This is a genomic window from Pseudomonas sp. BNK-7 (genome assembly GCF_048072025.1).
Lineage (GTDB): Bacteria > Pseudomonadota > Gammaproteobacteria > Pseudomonadales > Pseudomonadaceae > Aquipseudomonas > Aquipseudomonas danubii.
On record NZ_CP182252.1, the window covers coordinates 6,663,586 to 6,682,484 of the forward strand.

General features: G+C 62.5%; 14 protein-coding genes and 2 pseudogenes. 11 read left to right on the forward strand and 5 right to left on the reverse strand.

Annotated elements, in window-relative coordinates:
• Window positions 1-539: 539 nt before the first annotated feature.
• Entirely contained in the window at window positions 540-1,049 is a 510-nt protein-coding gene (locus ACMGF8_RS30090) for a disulfide bond formation protein B (RefSeq protein WP_102860342.1), read from the reverse strand.
• A 304-nt stretch (window positions 1,050-1,353) separates the two neighbouring features.
• Window positions 1,354-2,535 (reverse strand): NO-inducible flavohemoprotein, encoded by a 1,182-nt coding sequence (hmpA, locus tag ACMGF8_RS30095; RefSeq protein ID WP_102860341.1) that lies wholly within the window; start codon window positions 2,533-2,535, stop codon window positions 1,354-1,356.
• Between the two features lie 156 nt (window positions 2,536-2,691).
• Here hmpA and norR point away from each other — a divergent pair, with 156 nt between their 5' ends.
• The 4 genes from norR to ACMGF8_RS30115 all read left to right on the forward strand — a co-directional run bounded on the left by norR (window position 2,692) and on the right by ACMGF8_RS30115 (window position 6,688).
• Window positions 2,692-4,248, forward strand: coding sequence for a nitric oxide reductase transcriptional regulator NorR (norR, locus tag ACMGF8_RS30100; protein WP_207815973.1), 1,557 nt, complete (start codon window positions 2,692-2,694; stop codon window positions 4,246-4,248).
• A gap of 186 nt (window positions 4,249-4,434) precedes the next feature.
• The gene (locus ACMGF8_RS30105) at window positions 4,435-5,337 is read left to right on the forward strand and encodes a chemotaxis protein CheV (protein ID WP_102860339.1); all 903 of its coding nucleotides are present in this window, start codon (window positions 4,435-4,437) and stop codon (window positions 5,335-5,337) included.
• 3 nt (window positions 5,338-5,340) lie between these two features.
• Window positions 5,341-5,820, forward strand: a complete 480-nt coding sequence (locus tag ACMGF8_RS30110; protein WP_102860338.1) for a GNAT family N-acetyltransferase — start codon at window positions 5,341-5,343, stop codon at window positions 5,818-5,820.
• Window positions 5,821-5,938: 118 nt separating this feature from the next.
• Window positions 5,939-6,688, forward strand: coding sequence for a YkgJ family cysteine cluster protein (locus ACMGF8_RS30115; RefSeq protein ID WP_102860337.1), 750 nt, complete (start codon window positions 5,939-5,941; stop codon window positions 6,686-6,688).
• 32 nt (window positions 6,689-6,720) lie between these two features.
• Here ACMGF8_RS30115 and ACMGF8_RS30120 read toward each other — a convergent pair whose 3' ends face one another.
• The 3 genes and pseudogenes from ACMGF8_RS30120 to ACMGF8_RS30130 form a co-directional block, all read right to left on the reverse strand.
• Window positions 6,721-7,776: a methyl-accepting chemotaxis protein gene (locus tag ACMGF8_RS30120; protein ID WP_374704509.1), complete on the reverse strand. Its 1,056-nt coding sequence runs from the start codon at window positions 7,774-7,776 to the stop codon at window positions 6,721-6,723.
• Window positions 7,777-8,022: 246 nt separating this feature from the next.
• Window positions 8,023-8,304, reverse strand: a pseudogene (locus ACMGF8_RS30125) (PAS domain-containing protein); the annotation flags it as partial.
• Window positions 8,305-8,461: 157 nt separating this feature from the next.
• Window positions 8,462-8,707, reverse strand: coding sequence for a hypothetical protein (locus tag ACMGF8_RS30130; RefSeq protein WP_102860335.1), 246 nt, complete (start codon window positions 8,705-8,707; stop codon window positions 8,462-8,464).
• Between the two features lie 222 nt (window positions 8,708-8,929).
• On the opposite strand from ACMGF8_RS30130, the gene ACMGF8_RS30135 reads away from it, so the two are divergent.
• From ACMGF8_RS30135 to ACMGF8_RS30165, 7 genes and pseudogenes are all read left to right on the forward strand, one after another.
• Window positions 8,930-10,090 carry an efflux RND transporter periplasmic adaptor subunit gene (locus ACMGF8_RS30135; RefSeq protein ID WP_102860334.1) on the forward strand — a complete coding sequence of 387 codons (1,161 nt, stop codon included), beginning with the start codon at window positions 8,930-8,932 and terminating at the stop codon, window positions 10,088-10,090.
• Window positions 10,087-13,183: pseudogene (locus tag ACMGF8_RS30140) on the forward strand (multidrug efflux RND transporter permease subunit). Before ACMGF8_RS30135 ends, ACMGF8_RS30140 begins: the two are co-directional and overlap by 4 nt.
• Before the next feature lie 8 nt (window positions 13,184-13,191).
• Window positions 13,192-13,869: a heavy metal response regulator transcription factor gene (locus ACMGF8_RS30145; RefSeq protein WP_102860332.1), complete on the forward strand. Its 678-nt coding sequence runs from the start codon at window positions 13,192-13,194 to the stop codon at window positions 13,867-13,869.
• Window positions 13,859-15,223, forward strand: a complete 1,365-nt coding sequence (locus ACMGF8_RS30150; RefSeq protein WP_102860331.1) for a heavy metal sensor histidine kinase — start codon at window positions 13,859-13,861, stop codon at window positions 15,221-15,223. Before ACMGF8_RS30145 ends, ACMGF8_RS30150 begins: the two co-directional genes overlap by 11 nt.
• A gap of 225 nt (window positions 15,224-15,448) precedes the next feature.
• Window positions 15,449-15,673 carry a hypothetical protein gene (locus ACMGF8_RS30155; RefSeq protein WP_102860330.1) on the forward strand — a complete coding sequence of 75 codons (225 nt, stop codon included), beginning with the start codon at window positions 15,449-15,451 and terminating at the stop codon, window positions 15,671-15,673.
• A gap of 163 nt (window positions 15,674-15,836) precedes the next feature.
• Window positions 15,837-17,186 carry an OprD family porin gene (locus ACMGF8_RS30160; protein ID WP_102860329.1) on the forward strand — a complete coding sequence of 450 codons (1,350 nt, stop codon included), beginning with the start codon at window positions 15,837-15,839 and terminating at the stop codon, window positions 17,184-17,186.
• 139 nt (window positions 17,187-17,325) lie between these two features.
• Window positions 17,326-18,837, forward strand: a complete 1,512-nt coding sequence (locus ACMGF8_RS30165; RefSeq protein WP_207166522.1) for a sensor domain-containing diguanylate cyclase — start codon at window positions 17,326-17,328, stop codon at window positions 18,835-18,837.
• Window positions 18,838-18,899: the final 62 nt, after the last annotated feature.

Consider the following 18,899-nt stretch of genomic DNA (forward strand, 5'->3'; position numbering starts at 1 on the left):
TCGACCGTCCTCGTGTGCTCAGGGATGAGCAGCGTCGGAAATTCAGTGCGGGCGATTGTAGATATGTCGCGTTTTATAAACCATGTCTTATCCCGAAATAATTTTTATCGCTGGTCGCAACAATCGCTCACGATTGTTGCAAAGGATCGCAATCATAACGATTTTCATTATCAACAAAAACCCCCAAAAAGGACTTAAAAAAGCCCCGCCACCGGACCTCTACCCACCCCTGAAAGCCGCCTTTCATATGGCTTCACCCCTTGTAAAACGGGGTCTGTGAAGAATTGTATAGATAGCAGGCTATGGGTTTTCCCCAACAACGCGGCTTACATAAACTGACAGACTTGTATGGAACCAGTTGCCCGGAATGCAGTCTGTTGGCAGCCCCCGGCCGCCCGCCTGCGGCCGTAACAGTGTGACAACATGTCGCACTTTTGCCGCACCCTCACTTGCCGCAAATCACGGACTTTTCAACGGCTGGATGAACGACATGAAAAAGCCCCGGCCCCTGTTGAGGGACCGGGGCTTTTCCGGGTGAATCAGTAGGTTTTCTTGCGATTGCGCACCACGCCCAGGGGCACCAGGATCACCGTCAGCACGAACGCCAACAGTGCCCACTGGGCCAGGGACAGCCCAAGGATCGGCGGATACGGCGTGGAGCAGAAGCCGTCTACCTGAAAGCCCAGGGGAAAGATCGTCGCCAAGGGCAGGCTGTCGACAATCGGCTGCAGCACGTCAATGCCACAGCTCACTGCTGGATAGAACTGGGTGTACACATGGTGCCCGGCCACTCCCACGCCGGCGATGGCACTGATCACCACCAACGTCTCCATGATGGTGATACCACGCCGCGAACTCAGGGCCGCGCCCATGAAGGCGAACAGTGCAATCAGCAGCAAGGCGTAGCGCTGCAAGATGCACAGAGGGCAAGGCGCCTCGCCCAATACCACCTGCATGTACAGGGCACCGCCGATCAACGCCAGGCAGATAACCCCCAGCAGCACCAGGAAGCGCCGTTCACGTCCCAAACGCAGTCTGTCGTCACTCATCCCTTTTCCTTTTTTCTGTTGTCTGTCCAACCGGGCCACCTGTGCTGCTCACGGCAGCCCACGGTTGAATTGCGAAGTTGATCTGATTGCCATCGGGTGCCCGGAAGTCTACACGCTGATCATGACCTTTGAATGCATTGCATCGAAGGCAATACCCAAGGTTTACGGGCCTGGGGGACGCACAATGAAAGGGCCGGCATGGCAGCGCCATCCCAGCATGGTGGGGAATTAACGACAGGCAGGTTAAGCAAGGATTAACAAGCCAGCCCCATTGCAGGGCTGGCTTGTGCAGGAGTCGCGAGGGTTATTCCAGGGCCGCCGCCGGGCCGAAGAACTCGTAGCGACTTTGTTGCTCGGGAATGCCCAGGGCCTTGAGATGGCGCTTGATGGCCGCCATGAAGCCCTTGGGCCCGAGGAAATAGGCATCCAGATCACGCTGCTCCGGCAACCAGTCGGCCAACTGCTCCCGGGTCAGCAGCCCCAGTTTGTCTGCTGCAGGGCTGATGCCGTCGTCTTCGGCGTAGCAGTAGAAACGCTTGAGCTGTGGATAACGTTGCGCCAACTCGTCGACCCAGTGGCGAAACGCATGCACCTGGCCATTGCGTGCACAGTGGATGAAATGCACCGGGCGCTCGGTCGCCAACGCGGCCTCCAGCATCGGCAGGGTCGGGGTGATACCAACCCCGCCACTGATCAGCACCAGGGGCTTGTCGCTGGCCTCCAGGGTGAACTCACCCGCCGGCGGAAACAGCATGATGCGCGCGCCCACCGGGCACTGGTCATGCAGGTAGTTGGACGCCACACCTCCGGCCTCGCGCTTGACGCTGATGCGGTACTGGCCCTGGCTGGTAAGCGCCGACAGGGAATAATTGCGCCGCACTTCCTGGCCTTCGATGAAGAGCTGCAAGCCAATGTACTGCCCAGGCTCGGCGGCGAGGATCGGCCCCCGGTCCAATGGCTCGAAATAGAAGGAGGTGATTTCCGCGCTCTCCTGGACCTTATCCACCAATGTGAATTCCCGCGCACCCCGCCAGCCGCCGGGTGCCTGGGCCTTCTCGTCGTAGATGGCCGCCTCGGCGCCGATCAGGATATCCGCCAACTGGTTGTAGGCCGCGCCCCAGGCATTGATCACTTCAGGAGTGGCGATCTCGCTGCCCAGCACCTCGGAAATGGCCCGCAACAGGCAGGCGCCAACTATGGGGTAATGTTCCGGCAGGATCTGCAGGGCCACATGCTTGTTGATGATCTTGGCCACCAGGTCCCCCAGTTGGTCCAACTGGTCGATATGCCGGGCATACATCAGTACGCCATTGGCCAGGGCCCGGGGCTGATCACCGCTGGCCTGGTGGGCCTGGTTGAACAGCGGACGCACCTGGGGGTACTCGGACAGCATCATCCGGTAGAAATGGGTAATCAGGGCTTCGCCACCGTTTTCCAACAGGGGCACAGTGGATTTGATGATGGCGCGATCTTGAACGCTTAGCATAGGGACAACTCCTGGACTTTTTGACTGCTTGCAGGTTGCCCTTAACTAATCAGTTTCCATGCCAGAATTTAAATCGTTATAAATCAATAACTTAAAATATAAATAGTCATAAAGACACGCCGACCTTTATAGTCATTAAGACAACGCGGAGTCCTTATGACTGCAAAATCCCTACTCACGACCCTACTGCCACTGGTGACAGACCTGTCTCGGGAACTGCCTGAGGGCGAACGATATCGCCGCCTGCTGGAGGCCCTGCGAGCCCTGCTGCCCTGCGATGCCGCCGCGTTGCTGCGCCTGGATGGCGAATGGCTGGTGCCGCTGGCGGTCAACGGCCTGAGTACCGATACCCTGGGCCGGCGCTTCAAGGTCAGCGAGCACCCGCGCTTTGCCGCCCTGCTCAGCAGCCCGGGACCGACCCGTTTTGCCAGCGACAGTGAACTGCCCGATCCCTATGACGGCCTGGTGGAAGGTCTCGATGATCACCTGGAAGTCCATGACTGCATGGGCTGTCCGCTGTTCGTCGATGAACGCCCCTGGGGCCTGCTGACCCTCGATGCCCTCGACCCGCAACGCTTCGAGCCTATCGAGCTGGACGCCCTGCAAGCCTTCGCCAGCCTCGCTGCCGCCACGGTCAGCGCTGCCGAACGCATCGAGCGCCTGGCACTGCGCGCCGAAAACGAGCACCAACGGGCCGAAGTCTTCCGCCAGGCCAGCAGGCAGAACCGCGAGATGATCGGCCAGAGCAAGGCCCACAAGCGCTTGCTGGAAGAGATCAATCTGGTTGGCGGCAGCGACCTGACCGTGCTGATCACCGGGGAAACCGGCGTTGGCAAGGAGTTGGTGGCCCAAGCCATTCACGCGGCCTCGCCCCGGGCGGAGCAACCGATCATCAGCCTCAACTGCGCGGCCCTGCCCGAAACCCTGGTGGAGAGCGAGCTGTTCGGCCATGTGCGCGGCGCCTTTACCGGAGCCACCCAGGATCGTCGGGGAAAATTCGAGCTGGCCAATGGCGGCACCCTGTTTCTCGATGAAGTCGGTGAACTGTCGCTGACGGTACAAGCCAAGCTGCTGCGGGTGCTGCAAAGTGGCCAATTGCAACGCCTGGGCTCGGACAAGGAACATCAGGTGGACGTACGCCTGATCGCCGCCACCAACCGCGATCTGGCAGAAGAGGTGCGCAACGGTCGCTATCGCGCCGACTTCTACCACCGCCTCAGCGTTTATCCACTGCGGGTGCCGGCCCTGCGGGACCGGGGCCGGGACGTGCTGCTGCTCAGCGGCTACTTCCTGGAACAGAACCGCTCGCGCATGGGCCTGGGCAGCCTGCGCCTGAGCGCCGATGCGCAACAGGCGCTGCTGGCCTACAACTGGCCGGGCAACGTCCGCGAACTGGAGCACTTGATCGGCCGCAGCGCCCTCAAGGCCTTGGGCAACTGCCGTGAACGGCCGAAGATCCTCAGCCTGGATGCCACGGACCTGGACCTGCCGCGGGTCAGTGAAAAGGCGCCTGCCGTGCCCGAGCAAGCCCTTGAAAGCGCGCCTCTGGCCCTCACCAACGGCGATCTGCGCCAGGCCACCGAGCACTATCAACGCCAACTGATCAACGCCTGCCTTGAACGGCACCAGCACAACTGGGCCAGTGCCGCCCGTGAGCTAGGCTTGGACAGGGCCAACCTCAGCCGCCTGGCCAAGCGCCTGGGCCTGCGGTAGAGGCCAAGGGCCTGCTCGCTGGAGCGGGCGTGCCAGCAAAGGGCACGGCGTAAATCCAGGGACTCGCGCAGCGGCCGACGGAAAGCAGCCTCGCCGCTAAAGCCCGTCCTGAATACGTCGATAACCCGTTATCAAGGGTTGTCCGTGGGTCGAGCCACAAGCCAATTTTTTCCAGAGAAGGTTTTTATGTCCTCCAACAAAGCCCGCGCAGACTCGCTTTCGCTTCTGCTGTTTACCTTGCGCAGCGGCAAGCTGATGGCAATCAACCTGCTTAAAGTCAGTGAAATCATTCCCTGCCCGCCGCTGACCAAGCTGCCGGAATCCCACCCCCATGTGAAAGGCATCGCCACCTTGCGCGGCAACTCGCTGTCGGTGATCGACCTCAGCCGGGCCATCGGCGAGCGCCCCCTGGCCGACCCGGACAGCGGTTGCCTGATCGTCACCGACGTCAGCCGTTCCAAACAGGGCCTGCACGTGCAGGCGGTGAGCAAGATCGTCCACTGCCTGACCACCGATATCCGCCCACCGCCCTTTGGTTCCGGCGGTATCAAGTCCTACATCACCGGCGTGACCCAGGTGGACGGCACGCTGGTGCAAGTGCTGGATATCGAGAAAGTGATCCACGGCATCGCCCCAGCGCAGATCGAGATGGCGCCCACCGAACTGAGCATGGAAGACGCCGATGCCCTGGGCAATGCGCGCATCCTGGTGGTGGACGACAGCCAGGTAGCGCTGCAGCAATCGGTGCACACCCTGCGCAACCTCGGCCTGCAATGTCACACCGCCCGCAGCGCCAAAGAGGCCATCGACTGCCTGCTGGAACTGCAAGGCACGGCCAACGAGATCAACCTGATCGTTTCGGACATCGAGATGTCGGAAATGGATGGCTACGCCCTGACCCGGACCCTGCGGGAAACCCCGGACTTCGCCCATCTGTATGTGTTGCTGCACACCTCGCTGGACAGTGCCATGAACAGCGAAAAAGCACGCCAGGCCGGAGCCAATGCGGTACTCACCAAATTCTCCTCGCCGGAACTGACCCGCTGCCTGATCGACGCTGCCAAGACCATCGCCAGCCAGGCAGCCTGAGCCATGAGCGAGGTCCACTGCCTGCTGCTGCGTCGTGACCTCAGTGTCCTCCAGGCCACGCCACAGTGGCCGGCGGGCATCACCCTGCAGCACTACAGCCCGGAACTGGCCGAAGCCGTGCATCAACTGCTGCACCTGGGCTACCAGGACGGCGGTGGCCAGGTGCCGCACCTGGAAAACTGGCGCCGGGCCTTCGAAACCGATGCCGAGTACGACCCTCAACTGTGTCTGGTGGTGCGGGATGCGCAGGGCGTGGTGGCGGTGGCCCAGTGCTGGACCAGCGCCTATATCAAGGATCTGGTGGTGCACCCTCGGGCCCGTGGTCAAGGACTGGGCCGCGCCCTGCTGCTACAAGCCTTCATGATGTTCGCCGAACGCCGGGAAGGCTTTGTCGATCTCAGGGTGCTGGAGGACAACCTGCGGGCGCGGCGCTTGTATGAAAGCACCGGCATGCATATCGTGCGTCGCGAAGTCCTGCCCTAGGCGACAGCCATCAAGACCCGACAGCTGGCGTGCAACTTGCTTCGACACGGCTCCTGGCCGCGTCAATAACAGCATTTATGGCGCTATCCCTGTCGACCCAGAACGGTTTACTCGCTCCATGAATACTCAGTTTTCCTGCGTTGGTTGCGGCAAGTGCTGCAACGATCACCATGTGCCCCTGACCCTCACCGAAGCCCGGGCCTGGGCCGTCGACGGCGGTCAGGTGATCGTCCTGGTGGAGGCTTTCCTCGGCAATGGCCTGGGGCTGCCGGCGCAACAGCGCGAGCACGCCGAGCGCCGTTCCTGCCGGGTCAAAAGTGGCAGTACCGAGGCCTACGTGGCGATCACCTTTGCCGCCTACAACGTCGGCCCCTGCCGGAATCTTGACGAAGACCAGCTCTGCCGTATCTATGAGCGTCGCCCCCTGGTGTGCCGTATCTACCCCATGGAGATCAATCCCCATATCCCCCTCAACCCGCAGGCCAAGGAGTGCCCGCCGGAATCCTGGGAACAGGGACCGCAACTGATTCTGGGGGGAGCACTGGTGGATAGGGAACTGGCCGAGCTGATCAGCCGCTCACGCCAGGCCGACCGCGACGATATCCACACCAAGGAAGCCATTTGCGCCCTGCTCGGCATTCGCACCACGGCCCTCAAGGGCGACGGCTTCACCGCCTACTTGCCCGACATGAATGCCCTGGCCAAGGCCATCGATCAAGTTCAGGCAGCGCCCCCCGTGGCATCCAGCCAGCCCTGGCGCTTTCACCTGTCCGGAAACGACATCGCCGGCCAGGTCCAGGCTGCCGGCGCCCAGGTGGTCAGCGAAGCGGCCCTGGACTATGCCTTCATCTCGCTGCGCGCCGCCTGACCCCGCAGGATCAGGCTGGCCGGCGAACCGGCCTATCCGCGCTTATGCCAGAACTCCTGGGCCAGTTGCCGCAAATCCCCCGCCAGCCCGGCCACGTCGCCTGAATTGACATGACTGAGCTGGCCGGCACTGACCGTCACTTCACAGGCATTGCGAATACCCATGATGTTGCGGTTGATGTCCTCGCTCACCGCGCTCTGCTCCTCCACCGCCGCGGCAATCTGCAGGCTCATTTCGGTGATCTGATTGACCCGCTGGCTGATGCCGTCCAGGGCCACCGCGGCGCGCTGGGCCTGGTCGACGCTGCTTTCCACATGCGCACTGCTGTGCTGCATGGCCTCCACGGCATGGCGTGCCGCATTTTGCAGGGTGCTGATCATGCGCTGGATTTCGTTGGTGGAATCCTGGGTCCGCTGGGCCAGCCCACGGACCTCATCGGCCACCACGGCAAAGCCGCGTCCCTGCTCACCGGCCCGCGCCGCCTCGATGGCAGCGTTCAGGGCCAGCAGGTTGGTTTGCTCGGCGATGCTGCGGATCACCTCCAGCACCCCGGAAATATCCGTGCTGTGGCCCTCCAGCTGATGAATGACTTCGGTGGCCCGCTCCAGCTCGCTGGCCAGGCGCAGCACCGCGCTGCGGCTTTCGCCCACCAGTTGATGACCTTCACGGGTTTCGCTTTCCGCCTGATCCGCCGCCACCGATGCCTGCTGGGCATGGGTGGCGACCTCGGCCACGCTGGCGGCCATCTGGTGAATGGCGGCCGCCACCTGATCGGTTTCCGCCTGCTGCTCCAGGGTGCTGTTGTGGCTGCTGTGCAGGTGTTCCACCAGCTCTGCGGCATGCCCGGCCAGGCGCTGGGACGCATCGCCGATCCGCCCCACCACCGCCCCCACTTGGGCCTCGAGCATCTGCAAGGCGAACTCGATACGCCCGAACTCGTCGGAACGACCGGTGTAGATGCCCTGGCTCAGTGGGTTGTCGCCGATCTGCCGGGCACGCTCGGCGAGGCGATCCAGCGGGCGCATTTGCATACCGACCGCCACCAGACTCAGGCACCAGCCCATGGCCATCACCGTGCCCTGGAGCATCCAGGACTCGGGCAGCAGCCAGGCTGAAACCCCGAAACTGCCGATAAAACCGGCGCTGATGGCGACCCACAGGCGCAAGCGCAAGCTCACCACCGGCAGCAGGCTCCAGCCTGAACGCCCGCCCTCCCTGAGCCGGGCATAAGCCCGCTCCGCGGCGTCAATCTGTTGCGCGCTGGGCTTGGTGCGCACCGATTGGTACTCCACCGCCTGACCGTCGCGGGTCACCGGCGTGACGTAGGCGCTGACCCAGTAGTGGTCGCCGTTCTTGCAGCGGTTCTTGACCATGCCCATCCACGAGCGGCCGCTCTTGAGGGTGCGCCACATATGGCCGAAGGCCGCGGAGGGCATGTCCGGGTGACGCAGCAGGTTATGCGGCGAGCCCAGCAACTCCTCGCGGCTGTAGCCGCTGATCTCGATGAAGTCAGGATTGGCGTAGGTGATCGCGCTGGTCAGATCGGTGGTCGAGAGGATGTTCGCATCAGGGGCAAAGTCCACGTTTCGCCCAGTAACCGGAAGGTTGATCTTCATGGGAAGCGCGCTCGTAATTGTTAGGAGGAGTCGGCAGGGCTGCTGACTCTAAGCGCACTGATGCCACAAATACTGATCCAGCTCAGGTTTAAAGCAATTAGCCATCATTGCGATTAAAAAGCGCAAATAGAGGCAATGTCTTCGATTGTCGGCGATATCAACGTTTGCCCATGGAGCGCCGGGTACCGGGAGGCGCTGCGCCGGGGGTCTTGGTGTGGCCATTGCTGGCGCCGTTCTTGTACCAGGGCTGCTGAACGTTTTTGGCCGCGGCGAATTCGGACGGTTTGAAGGGAAACTTGAACGCCGGTATCTCAGCCTTGCCCTCGGTTTCAGGGGTGGCCGGCTCGGCCGCAGGATCAACGCTCAGGGCGTCATCCGCAGCGGGTTGTGCAGGGGAAGTCATGGAAGCTCCAGGAGAGAAAGAATAGCCGGGCCGAGGGACGGGCCACAGGGATCGGCAGTATACCTGTGTGCCTGCGATCTTTGACCTGCGTCGCAAGGGCTGGCAGGTACTTTTCTGACAGGGCTGACAGCTGGCCGTCACCCTGCTGACCGGGTTAGCGGACTATAACTGTGCACAGATCATGGCCATCCTTCCGACATCACTGCCCGGCGCCCTCCCCCCATGCCCATTGCCAAGAAAACCGTCGTGACCGCAACGCTTCTCCTGGCCATCGCCGCCGCTGCGATCTGGTTTCTCAACAAACCCACAAGCCCCAGGCTGACCGGGCCCTCGGCGATACCGGTGCGGGTGGTGCAGGTGGTCCAGCAGGACGTAGCGCGCTACACCAGCGGCATAGGCTCGGTGCAGTCGCTGCACAGTGTGACCATCCGTCCCCAGGTGGACGGCATCCTCACCCGATTGCGGGTCAAGGAAGGGCAATGGGTGAAAGCTGGCGACCTGCTGGCCACTCTCGATGACCGCTCGATCCGCGCCAACCTGGATCAGGCCCGGGCCCAGCTGGCACAGAATCAGGCCCAACTGCAGGTGGCGCAGATCAATCTCAAGCGCTACAAGCTGCTGTCGGTGGATGACGGCGTCTCGAAGCAGACGTACGACCAGCAAGTGGCCCTGGTCAATCAGCTCAATGCCACGGCCCAGGGCAACCAGGCCGCCATCGACGCCACCCAGGTACAACTCTCCTACACCCAGATCCGCTCTCCCGTCACTGGCCGGGTGGGTATTCGTACCGTGGATGAAGGCAACTTCCTACGCGTGACCGACACCCAGGGACTGTTTTCGGTGACCCAGATCGACCCCATCGCCGTGGAGTTTTCCCTGCCCCAGCAAATGCTGCCGACCTTGCAGCAGTTGATCCGCGCCCCGGAGCCGGCGGCGGTCCAGGCCTACCTGGGCGCCGACAGCAACAGCCCCGATGCCCTGCTGGGCACCGGACACCTGACGTTGATCGACAACCAGATCAATGCCGGTACCGGCACCATTCGCGTCAAGGCCGAGTTCGACAACGCTCAGCAAAAGCTCTGGCCCGGACAATTGGTGACGGTGAAAATCCAGACGGCGCTGGACCAGGCCGCGCTCACCGTGCCGCCTAACGTGGTCCAACGCGGCCTGGATCAGCACTTCGTGTTCAGGGTCAAAGACCAGCACGTGGAAAGCGTGCCGGTGCAGGTGCTGTATCAGGACAGTGGCCTGAACATCATCTCCGGCGTCCAGGCCGGGGACGTGCTGGTCAGTGACGGCCAGTCGCGGCTCAAACCCGGCTCCAGGGTCCAGGTACTGAGCGACCCGCCGCCCCTGGTGCAGGCCTCGGAGCCCAAGCCATGAAGGGCCGTGGCTCGGTATCCGCCTGGTGCATCGACCATCCGGTCGCCACCGTGTTGCTGACGTTCGCGCTGGTGCTGCTGGGGCTGATCGCCTTTGCGCGCCTGCCGGTGGCGCCGCTGCCGGAGGCCGAGTTTCCCACCATCCAGGTTTCCGCCGCCCTGCCCGGGGCCAGCCCGGACACCATGGCCTCCTCGGTAGCCACGCCGCTTGAGGTGCAGTTCAGCGCCATCCCCGGCGTGACCCAGATGACCTCCAGCAGCGCCCTGGGCTCCTCCCTGCTGACCCTGCAATTCACCTTGAACAAGAGCATCGACACCGCCGCTCAGGAAGTACAGGCGGCCATCAACACCGCCGCCGGCAAACTGCCCAAAGACATGCCCACCCTGCCCACCTGGAGGAAGGTCAACCCCGCCGACAGCCCGGTGCTGATCCTCAGCATCAGCTCGACGCAGATGCCCGGCACCGAGCTCAGCGACTACGCGGAAACCCTGCTGGCCCGGCAGATCAGCCAGATCGACGGTGTTGGCCAGATCAACATCACCGGCCAGCAGCGCCCGGCGATCCGGGTCCAGGCTTCAGCAGACAAGCTGGCGGCCATCGGCCTGACCCTGGCCGACATTCGCCTGGCGATCCAGCAAACCAGCCTCAACCTGGCCAAGGGCGCGCTGTATGGCGAGTCGAGCATCTCCACCCTGTCCACCAACGACCAGCTGTTCCATCCCGAGGAATACGGCCAGTTGATCGTTTCCTACAAGGACGGCGCACCGGTGCACCTGCAGGACGTGGCGCGAGTGGTCAACGGCTCGGAGAACGCCTACGTCCAGGCCTGGTCCGGCGACCAGCCGGGGGTCAACCTGGTGATCTCGCGCCAACCGGGGGCCAATATCGTCGACACCGTGGACCGCATCCAGGCTGCGCTGCCGGGCCTTGAGGCCATGCTGCCGGCGTCGGTGCAGGTCAAGGTGCTGGTGGATCGCACCCAGACCATCCGCGCCTCGCTGCATGAAGTAGAGATCACGCTGCTGATCGCCGTGCTGCTGGTGGTGGCGGTGATGGCGCTGTTCCTGCGCCAGTGGTCGGCGACCCTGATCGTCTCCGCAGTGCTGGGGGTATCGCTGACCGCCAGTTTCGCCCTCATGTATGTGATGGGCTTCAGCCTGAACAACCTGACCCTGGTGGCCATCGTCATCGCCGTGGGCTTTGTGGTGGACGATGCCATCGTGGTGGTGGAGAACATCCACCGTCACCTGGAGGCCGGCGACGGCATGCGCGAGGCGGCGATCAAGGGCGCCGCAGAGATCGGCTTTACCGTGGTCTCCATCAGCTTTTCCCTGGTGGCGGCGTTCATTCCCCTGCTGTTCATGGGCGGCGTGGTGGGCCGGCTGTTCAAGGAGTTCGCCCTGACCGCCACCTCCACCATCATGATTTCGGTGGTGGTCTCGCTGACCCTGGCCCCGACCCTGGCTGCCCTGTTCATGCGTGCCCCGGTGCACCCGGCCCATGCCCAGCCGGGTTTCGGCGAGCGCCTGCTGGCCTTCTACGAACGCGGCCTGCGCAAGGCCCTGGCCCATCAGCAACTGATGCTGGGGATTTTCGGCCTGACCTTGAGCATGGCCATCGCCGGTTACATTCTGATTCCCAAGGGCTTCTTCCCGGTGCAGGACACCGGCTTCGTGCTGGGTACTACCGAGGCGGCGGCGGACATCTCCTACCCGGACATGGTGAAAAAACATCAGGCCCTGGCAGAAATCGTCGCTGCCGACCCGGCGGTGCAAGCCTTCTCCCATTCGGTGGGCGTCTCCGGCAGCAACCAGACCATCGCCAATGGCCGCTTCTGGATCTCGCTGAAAAAACGTGGCGACCGGGATGTCTCCGCCAGCGCCTTTATCGACCGCATCCGCCCACAACTGATGCAGGTGCCCGGCATCGTTCTCTACCTGCGGGCCGGCCAGGACATCAACCTCAGTTCCGGCCCCAGCCGCGCCCAGTATCAATATGTGCTCAAAAGCAACGACGGCCCGACCCTGAGTACCTGGACCCAACGCCTGACTGAAAAACTGCGCGGCAACCCGGCGTTCCGCGATGTTTCCAACGACCTGCAACTGGGCGGCAGCATCACCCACATCAACATCGATCGCACCGCCGCCGCGCGCTTCGGCCTCACCGCCAGCGATGTCGACGAAGCGCTGTACGACGCCTTCGGCCAGCGTCAGATCAACGAGTTCCAGACCGAGATCAACCAGTACAACGTGATCCTCGAACTCGACACTCAGCAAAGGGGCAAGGCCGAAAGCCTGAACTACTTCTACCTGCGCTCGCCGCTGACCGGGGAGATGGTCCCGCTGTCGGCCCTGGCCCGCTTCGACGCGCCCAGCATCGGGCCGCTGTCGATCGCCCACGACGGCATGTTTCCGGCGGCCAATCTGTCGTTCAACCTGGCCCCCGGCGTGGCCCTGGGGGATGCGGTGATCCTGCTTGACCAGGCCAAGAGCGAGATCGGCATGCCGGCGGCCATCAGCGGCAACTTCCAGGGCGCGGCCCAGGCCTTCCAAAACTCCTTGGCCAGCCAGCCGTACCTGATCCTCGCCGCGCTGGTGGCCGTGTACATCATTCTCGGGGTGCTGTACGAAAGCTTCGTGCATCCGCTGACCATCATTTCCACCCTGCCTTCAGCGGGCCTCGGCGCCTTGTTGATGCTCTGGCTCTGCGGCCAGGACTTTTCCATCATGGCGTTGATCGGCCTGGTGCTGCTGATCGGCATCGTCAAGAAAAACGGCATCCTGATGATCGACTTCGCCCTGGAGGCCCAGCGCAACCGTGGCCTGGCTCCTGAAGAAGCGATCTACCAGGCCTGTATCACCCGCTTCCGGCCGATCATCATGACCACCCTCGCCGCCTTGCTCGGCGCCCTGCCGCTGATGCTCGGCTATGGCACCGGAGCCGAACTGCGCCAGCCCCTGGGCATCGCCGTGGTCGGCGGTTTGCTGGTGAGCCAGGCCCTGACGCTGTTCACCACGCCGGTCATATACTTGTGGCTCGAGCGGCTGTTCCACCGGCCCCAGCCGGCCCTTTTCGCCGGCCACCAACACCTGAGGCGGGTCATGCGCGTTCTGATTATCGAAGACGAAGAAAAAACTGCGGACTACCTGCATCGCGGACTGACCGAACAGGGCTATACCGTCGACCTGGCCCGGGATGGCGTCGAGGGGCTGCACCTGGCGCTGGAAAGCGACTACGCCGTGATCGTGCTGGATGTGATGCTCCCCGGCCTGGACGGCTTTGGCGTGCTGCGGGCCCTGCGCGCGCGCAAGCAGACCCCGGTGATCATGCTCACCGCCCGGGAGCGCGTGGAGGACCGGATTCGCGGCCTGCGCGATGGCGCCGACGACTACCTGGGCAAGCCCTTTTCCTTCCTTGAACTGGTGGCCCGCCTGCAGGCCCTGACCCGCCGCAGTGGTGGTCACGAACCGGTGCAGATCAGCATCGCCGACCTGTGGATCGATCTCATCAGCCGCAAGGCCAGCCGCGCCGGCACGCGCCTGGACCTGACCGCCAAGGAGTTTTCCCTGCTCAGCGTGCTGGCCCGGCGCCAGGGCGAAATCCTGTCCAAGACCTCGATTGCCGAGATGGTCTGGGACATTAACTTCGACAGCGACGCCAATGTCGTCGAAGTGGCAATCAAGCGCCTGCGGGCCAAACTCGACGGCCCTTTCGAACACAAGCTGCTGCACACCATCCGCGGCATGGGTTATGTGCTGGAGAGCCGCAGTGCCGAGTAACTCCATTGCCCTGCGCCTGAGCGGGCTGTTCACCCTGGTGGCACTGCTGATCTTCCTGCTGATTGGTGGCGCCCTTTATCAACAGGTGGACAAAGGCCTGGGCCTGCTGCCGGAAGCCGAGCTGGACGCGCGTTACAGCGTGCTGGAGTCGGCCTTGAACCGTTATGGCACGCCTGAACACTGGGCCAAGATCAACGCCAAGCTCAAGCTGCTCAGCGAGGAGGACAAGCGCATCCGTTTCTGGGCAGTGAGCGGCGATCCCGCTTATGAGTACGGCAACCCGGACCCACAGATCCGAGCATTCGCCCAAGGTCCGCTGGGCATGCGCGACCTGATCCTGAGCGCTCATCCCTATCCACTGAAGGTACTGGTCAGCCAACTGCCGGCCAAGGAACAGCGCCCGGCCCTGCGCTTCCTGATTGCCATCGACACCGATACTTTCCACCAGACCCAGCAGCAGTTGCTGATAGCCCTGATCGGCCTGGCCATCGTCGGTGTACTGCTGGCCTCGGCCCTGGGTTACTGGGTGGCGCGGATCGGCCTCAAGCCGCTGATCAAGCTGTCCCAGGAGGCCCAGCGCCTGGCACCGCCGCGGCTCTCCGGGCGCCTGCAGCTCTCGCCCCTGCCGCCGGAGCTGAGCCAGTTCGTCAGCTCCTTCAACTCCACGCTGGAACGGGTCGAACAGGCCTATTCGCGCCTGGAGTCGTTCAACGCCGACGTCGCCCATGAACTGCGCTCGCCCCTGACCAACCTGATCGGCCAGACCCAGGTGGCCCTGACCCGGGGCCGCTCGGCGGAGCATTACTTCGAAGTACTGCAATCCAATCTTGAAGAACTGGAACGGCTGCGCTCCATCGTCAACGACATGCTGTTCCTGGCCAGTGCCGACCAGGGCAACAAGGCCACCAAGCTCACCAGCACCTCCCTGGCGACGGAAGTGGCTGCCACCCTGGACTACCTGGACTTCATCCTCGAAGACGCCCAGGTCAGGGTCGAGGTCCAGGGCGATGCCCAGGTACGGATCGAGATTGCCCACCTGCGCCGGGCCCTGATCAACCTGCTGAGCAATGCCGTGCAGCACACGGCGGCAGGGGAAGTGATCCGGGTGCGGATTGACGTGCAGGCGCAGCAGGTGGCGATCGCCGTCAGCAACCCGGGGCAAAACATCGCCAGCGAACACTTGCCGCGTTTGTTCGAGCGTTTCTACCGGGTCGATGCCTCGCGCAGCAACAGCGGCGCCAACCACGGCCTGGGGCTGGCCATCGTCAAGGCCATCGCCCTGATGCATGGCGGCGACGTCTTTGTGCGCAGCGATCGGGGGATCAACACCTTCGGCCTTTATCTGCCTCTGTGACTCGGGATTCTCGGATTCTGCAGACGCCGACTGGCCGACGCACGCCTCAACATATCCGGCGCGGACTATGGGGCACTTTCGCTGGCAACCCGGCGCCTGCTGGCCAGTCTCTACTGTTGTGTTTTTGGTAACAGTCCTTATCTTGTTCGGCTCTTTTTCCAGCAGCCCCATGGTTATATTTTTGTCGCACCGAATTGAACTTGCTCTGCAAGAAGGTCTTCAGAAATGTCCAACAGTATGGGTTTGGCCAGCGTCTTTGTTTTGTCTTCCCTGTTCGTGGTGCCAATGGCCATGGCCGAAGAATCCCAAGGATTCGTGGCGAGAAATGCCGCACGCGCCGCCGCATTCGAACAAGCACAGATTGCCCAGGCCGCCCAGCAGCAACACAGTCAGCAAGCCCAGAAGATCACCGCTGAGCACAGCAAGACCGACGCTCACAAAGACAGTTGATCGGCGATAGCCACTCGTTTCCCTCGACAACTTCTCTGCTTTCAACCCTGGAGTAAGTTGTCTTAAAGCCGCTGACTTCAGCGGCTTTTTTTTGCTGTAGAGAAACCCTCTGCACATTCGTCATGCACAGAACAAGAAACAACCGAATTCACAATAAAAAATCATGTTCATTCACCAAAGGAGCTACACGTTGTTCAGGACCACGCTGAGAATCAGCCCACTATTCATTGCAATCGCTGCAACTATTCCCGCCTTGGGCCAAGCTGCCGAAGAGCGCGACAAACAGGGCTTCGTCGCCGGCTCGAGCCTCAAGCTCAACGCCCGCAACTACTACATGAATCGCAACCGGCATCAGCAAGCCGATGACAACATCGAATGGGGCCAGGGGTTCCTGGGGGTCTTCGAGTCCGGCTACACCCAGGGCACCGTGGGTTTCGGCCTGGATGCCAATGCCATGCTCGGCCTCAAGCTCGATGGCGGTGGCGGCACCGACAGTTCGAGCATCCTGCCCATCAGCGATGGCAACGGAAAAGCGCCCACAGCGTTCTCCACCGCTGGCGCCACCTTGAAGATGCGAGCCTTCGACACCGAGCTCAAGGCCGGCGATCTGTTTCTCAACAACCCGGTGATCGCCGGGGGCATGAGCCGCATGCTGCCGCAGACCTTTCGCGGCGTCAGCCTGACCAACCACAGCTTCGACGGCTGGTTGATCGAAGGCGGCCAAGCCAGTTTCACCAAGCCTTACAACCAGAGTGGCCACAAGCGCATCGGCACCTCCTACGGCACCTTGCAAAAAGGTGACGAAAGCCTGCACCTGGATTGGGCCGGGGTCGCCTGGAGTGGCATTCCGGGGCTGACCAGCAGCCTCTACGCCTCTGAACTCAAGGACATCTGGAACCAGTACTACTACGACCTGGACTACACCTACGCGCTCAACGATCTGGTCAGCCTCAATCCGGGCCTGCACTTCTATCACACCCAGGACACCGGCCAGGCGCTGCTGGGCAACATCGACAACAACACCTACAGCCTGCACTTCACCGTGGGCGTAGGCAGCCACAGCGTCACTGCGGCCTACCAGCGAGTCAACGGCAACACGCCGTTCGACTACATCGCCCAGGGTGACAGCATCTACCTGGACAACTCCCAGCAGTACTCGGACTTCAACGGTCCCAACGAGCGCTCCTGGAAGCTCAAGTACGCCTACGATTTCGCCGGCGTCGGCCTGCCGGGCCTGAGCTCGGCACTGTCTTACTCCCGGGGCGAGCTGGACCTGACCCAGGTCGATCCGGCCAGCCGCGGCTATGCCAACTGGTACAGCGCCGACGGCAAGCACGCCAAGCACTGGGAGCGCGACCTCGACCTCAAGTACGTGGTGCAAGGCGGCACCGCCAAGGACCTGGCCGTGCGCTTGCAATGGGCCACCAACCGTGGCGGCAACGGCTACGGCGCACTGGACAACGACACCGATGAGTACCGGGTGATCGTCGACTATCCGATCAACGTGTTCTAAGCCGATATGAGCAAAAGGCCAGCATGTTTTGCTGGCCTTTTTTTTATTCGGGATTTATACAGGCGCGAAGGCGTGACCGATTTCTGTAGCCCACGTCCACACTAGACTTAACTATGTCGACGTAGCAGAAATCAAAATCATGAGCGTGAGTCGTGCGACACCCCGCACAGGGAAAATCGCGTCAAATCCGGAACGTCTGTTGGTCCTGGCCAGCTCGCTGATCGTCGTGGCCATTCTCAGTATCGTCACCTACCTGTTGATCCGTGAACACGCTGCTGCCGAACAGGCTGCCACCCGTGCCGCGAACAACATCGTGCAGCTGATCGAAGCGGATGTGTTGCGCAACGTCGAACTCTACGACCTGTCCCTCAAGGGGCTGATCAGTGCGGCGCAACGCGACGACCTGAAGGACGTATCGGCGCCCATCCGCCACCTGGCGCTGTTCGATCGGGCCACCGCAGCGCCCTACAAGGGCGATATTCTGTTGCTGGACAAGCACGGCGAGGTACTTGCCGACTCGGCTTCGGTCGTGCCGCGCACGGGCAACTACGCCGACCGCGAGTACTTCCTCGCCCATATCGACAATCCAGATCCAGGGATGATGATCAGCCCCCCGTTCCGTGCCCGCACCGCCGAGCATGACTGGCGGATCAGCTTCAGTCGTCGGCTCAGCAACGAGAATGGCGAGTTCATCGGTGTCGCCGAAGCGGCCATGCGCCTGAGCTACTTCAATGAGCTGTTCAAGAATCTGGATATCGGGCGCAACGGCTCGATCAACCTGATCAGCCGCGACGGGGTTCTGCTGGCCCAACAACCGCCCCTGGCGGACGACCTGATTGGCAAGAGTTTCAGTAACCGCCCCAACTTCGTGCGCATCCTGGGCGAAGGCAATGGCAGCTTCAGCAGCGTGTCCAGCGTGGATCGGATGCACCGGCTGTACACCTTTTCCCAGGTGGGCGACCTGCCGCTGATCGTGGTTGTGGCGCTGTCCATCGACGAAGTCTTCGCTGCCTGGCAACGCACGGCACTGCTGATCAGCGGTGCCACTGGGGCGCTGTGCATCGCCCTGTTCTGGCTGACCTGGCAACTGTGTCGTGAACTGCGGCGTCGGCAGGATGCCGAGCAGGAGCTGGCGCGCCTGGCAGCTGTCGATGCCCTCACCGGCCTGGCCAACCGTCGTACCCTGGATCAGGTCATGAACAATGAGTGGGCCCGGGCCCGGCGCGCCAACCAGCCCCTGTCGCTGCTGATGATCGATGTCGACCACTTCAAGTCGTTCAACGACCGCTTTGGCCATCCACTGGGGGACCAGGCATTGCGTGCAGTGGCGCAGAACATTGGCACTTGCGCGGGACGCCCGGCAGATCTGGCGGCGCGCTACGGAGGCGAAGAGTTCGCGGTAGTACTGCCGGAGACCGACAGCGCCGGTGCCGCCGTACTCGCCGAGCGAATCCGCGCCAGCATCGCCGCCTTGCCGACTGTCAGCGAGCAGGCCACCCCCTTGACGGTGAGCATCGGCATCAACACCTGGTCGGGCAATCCCGATATCAGCCTCGAGCAATGGGTGAGTGACGCCGACAAGGCCCTGTATCAAGCCAAGTACAGCGGCCGCAACCGAGTGGTTTCCAACATGTCACGGCGCAGCAGCTGAACCTTCGGGCATAAAAAAAGGCCATCCGGGGGGATGGCCTTCAAAAACAAAAGGAAAGAGAG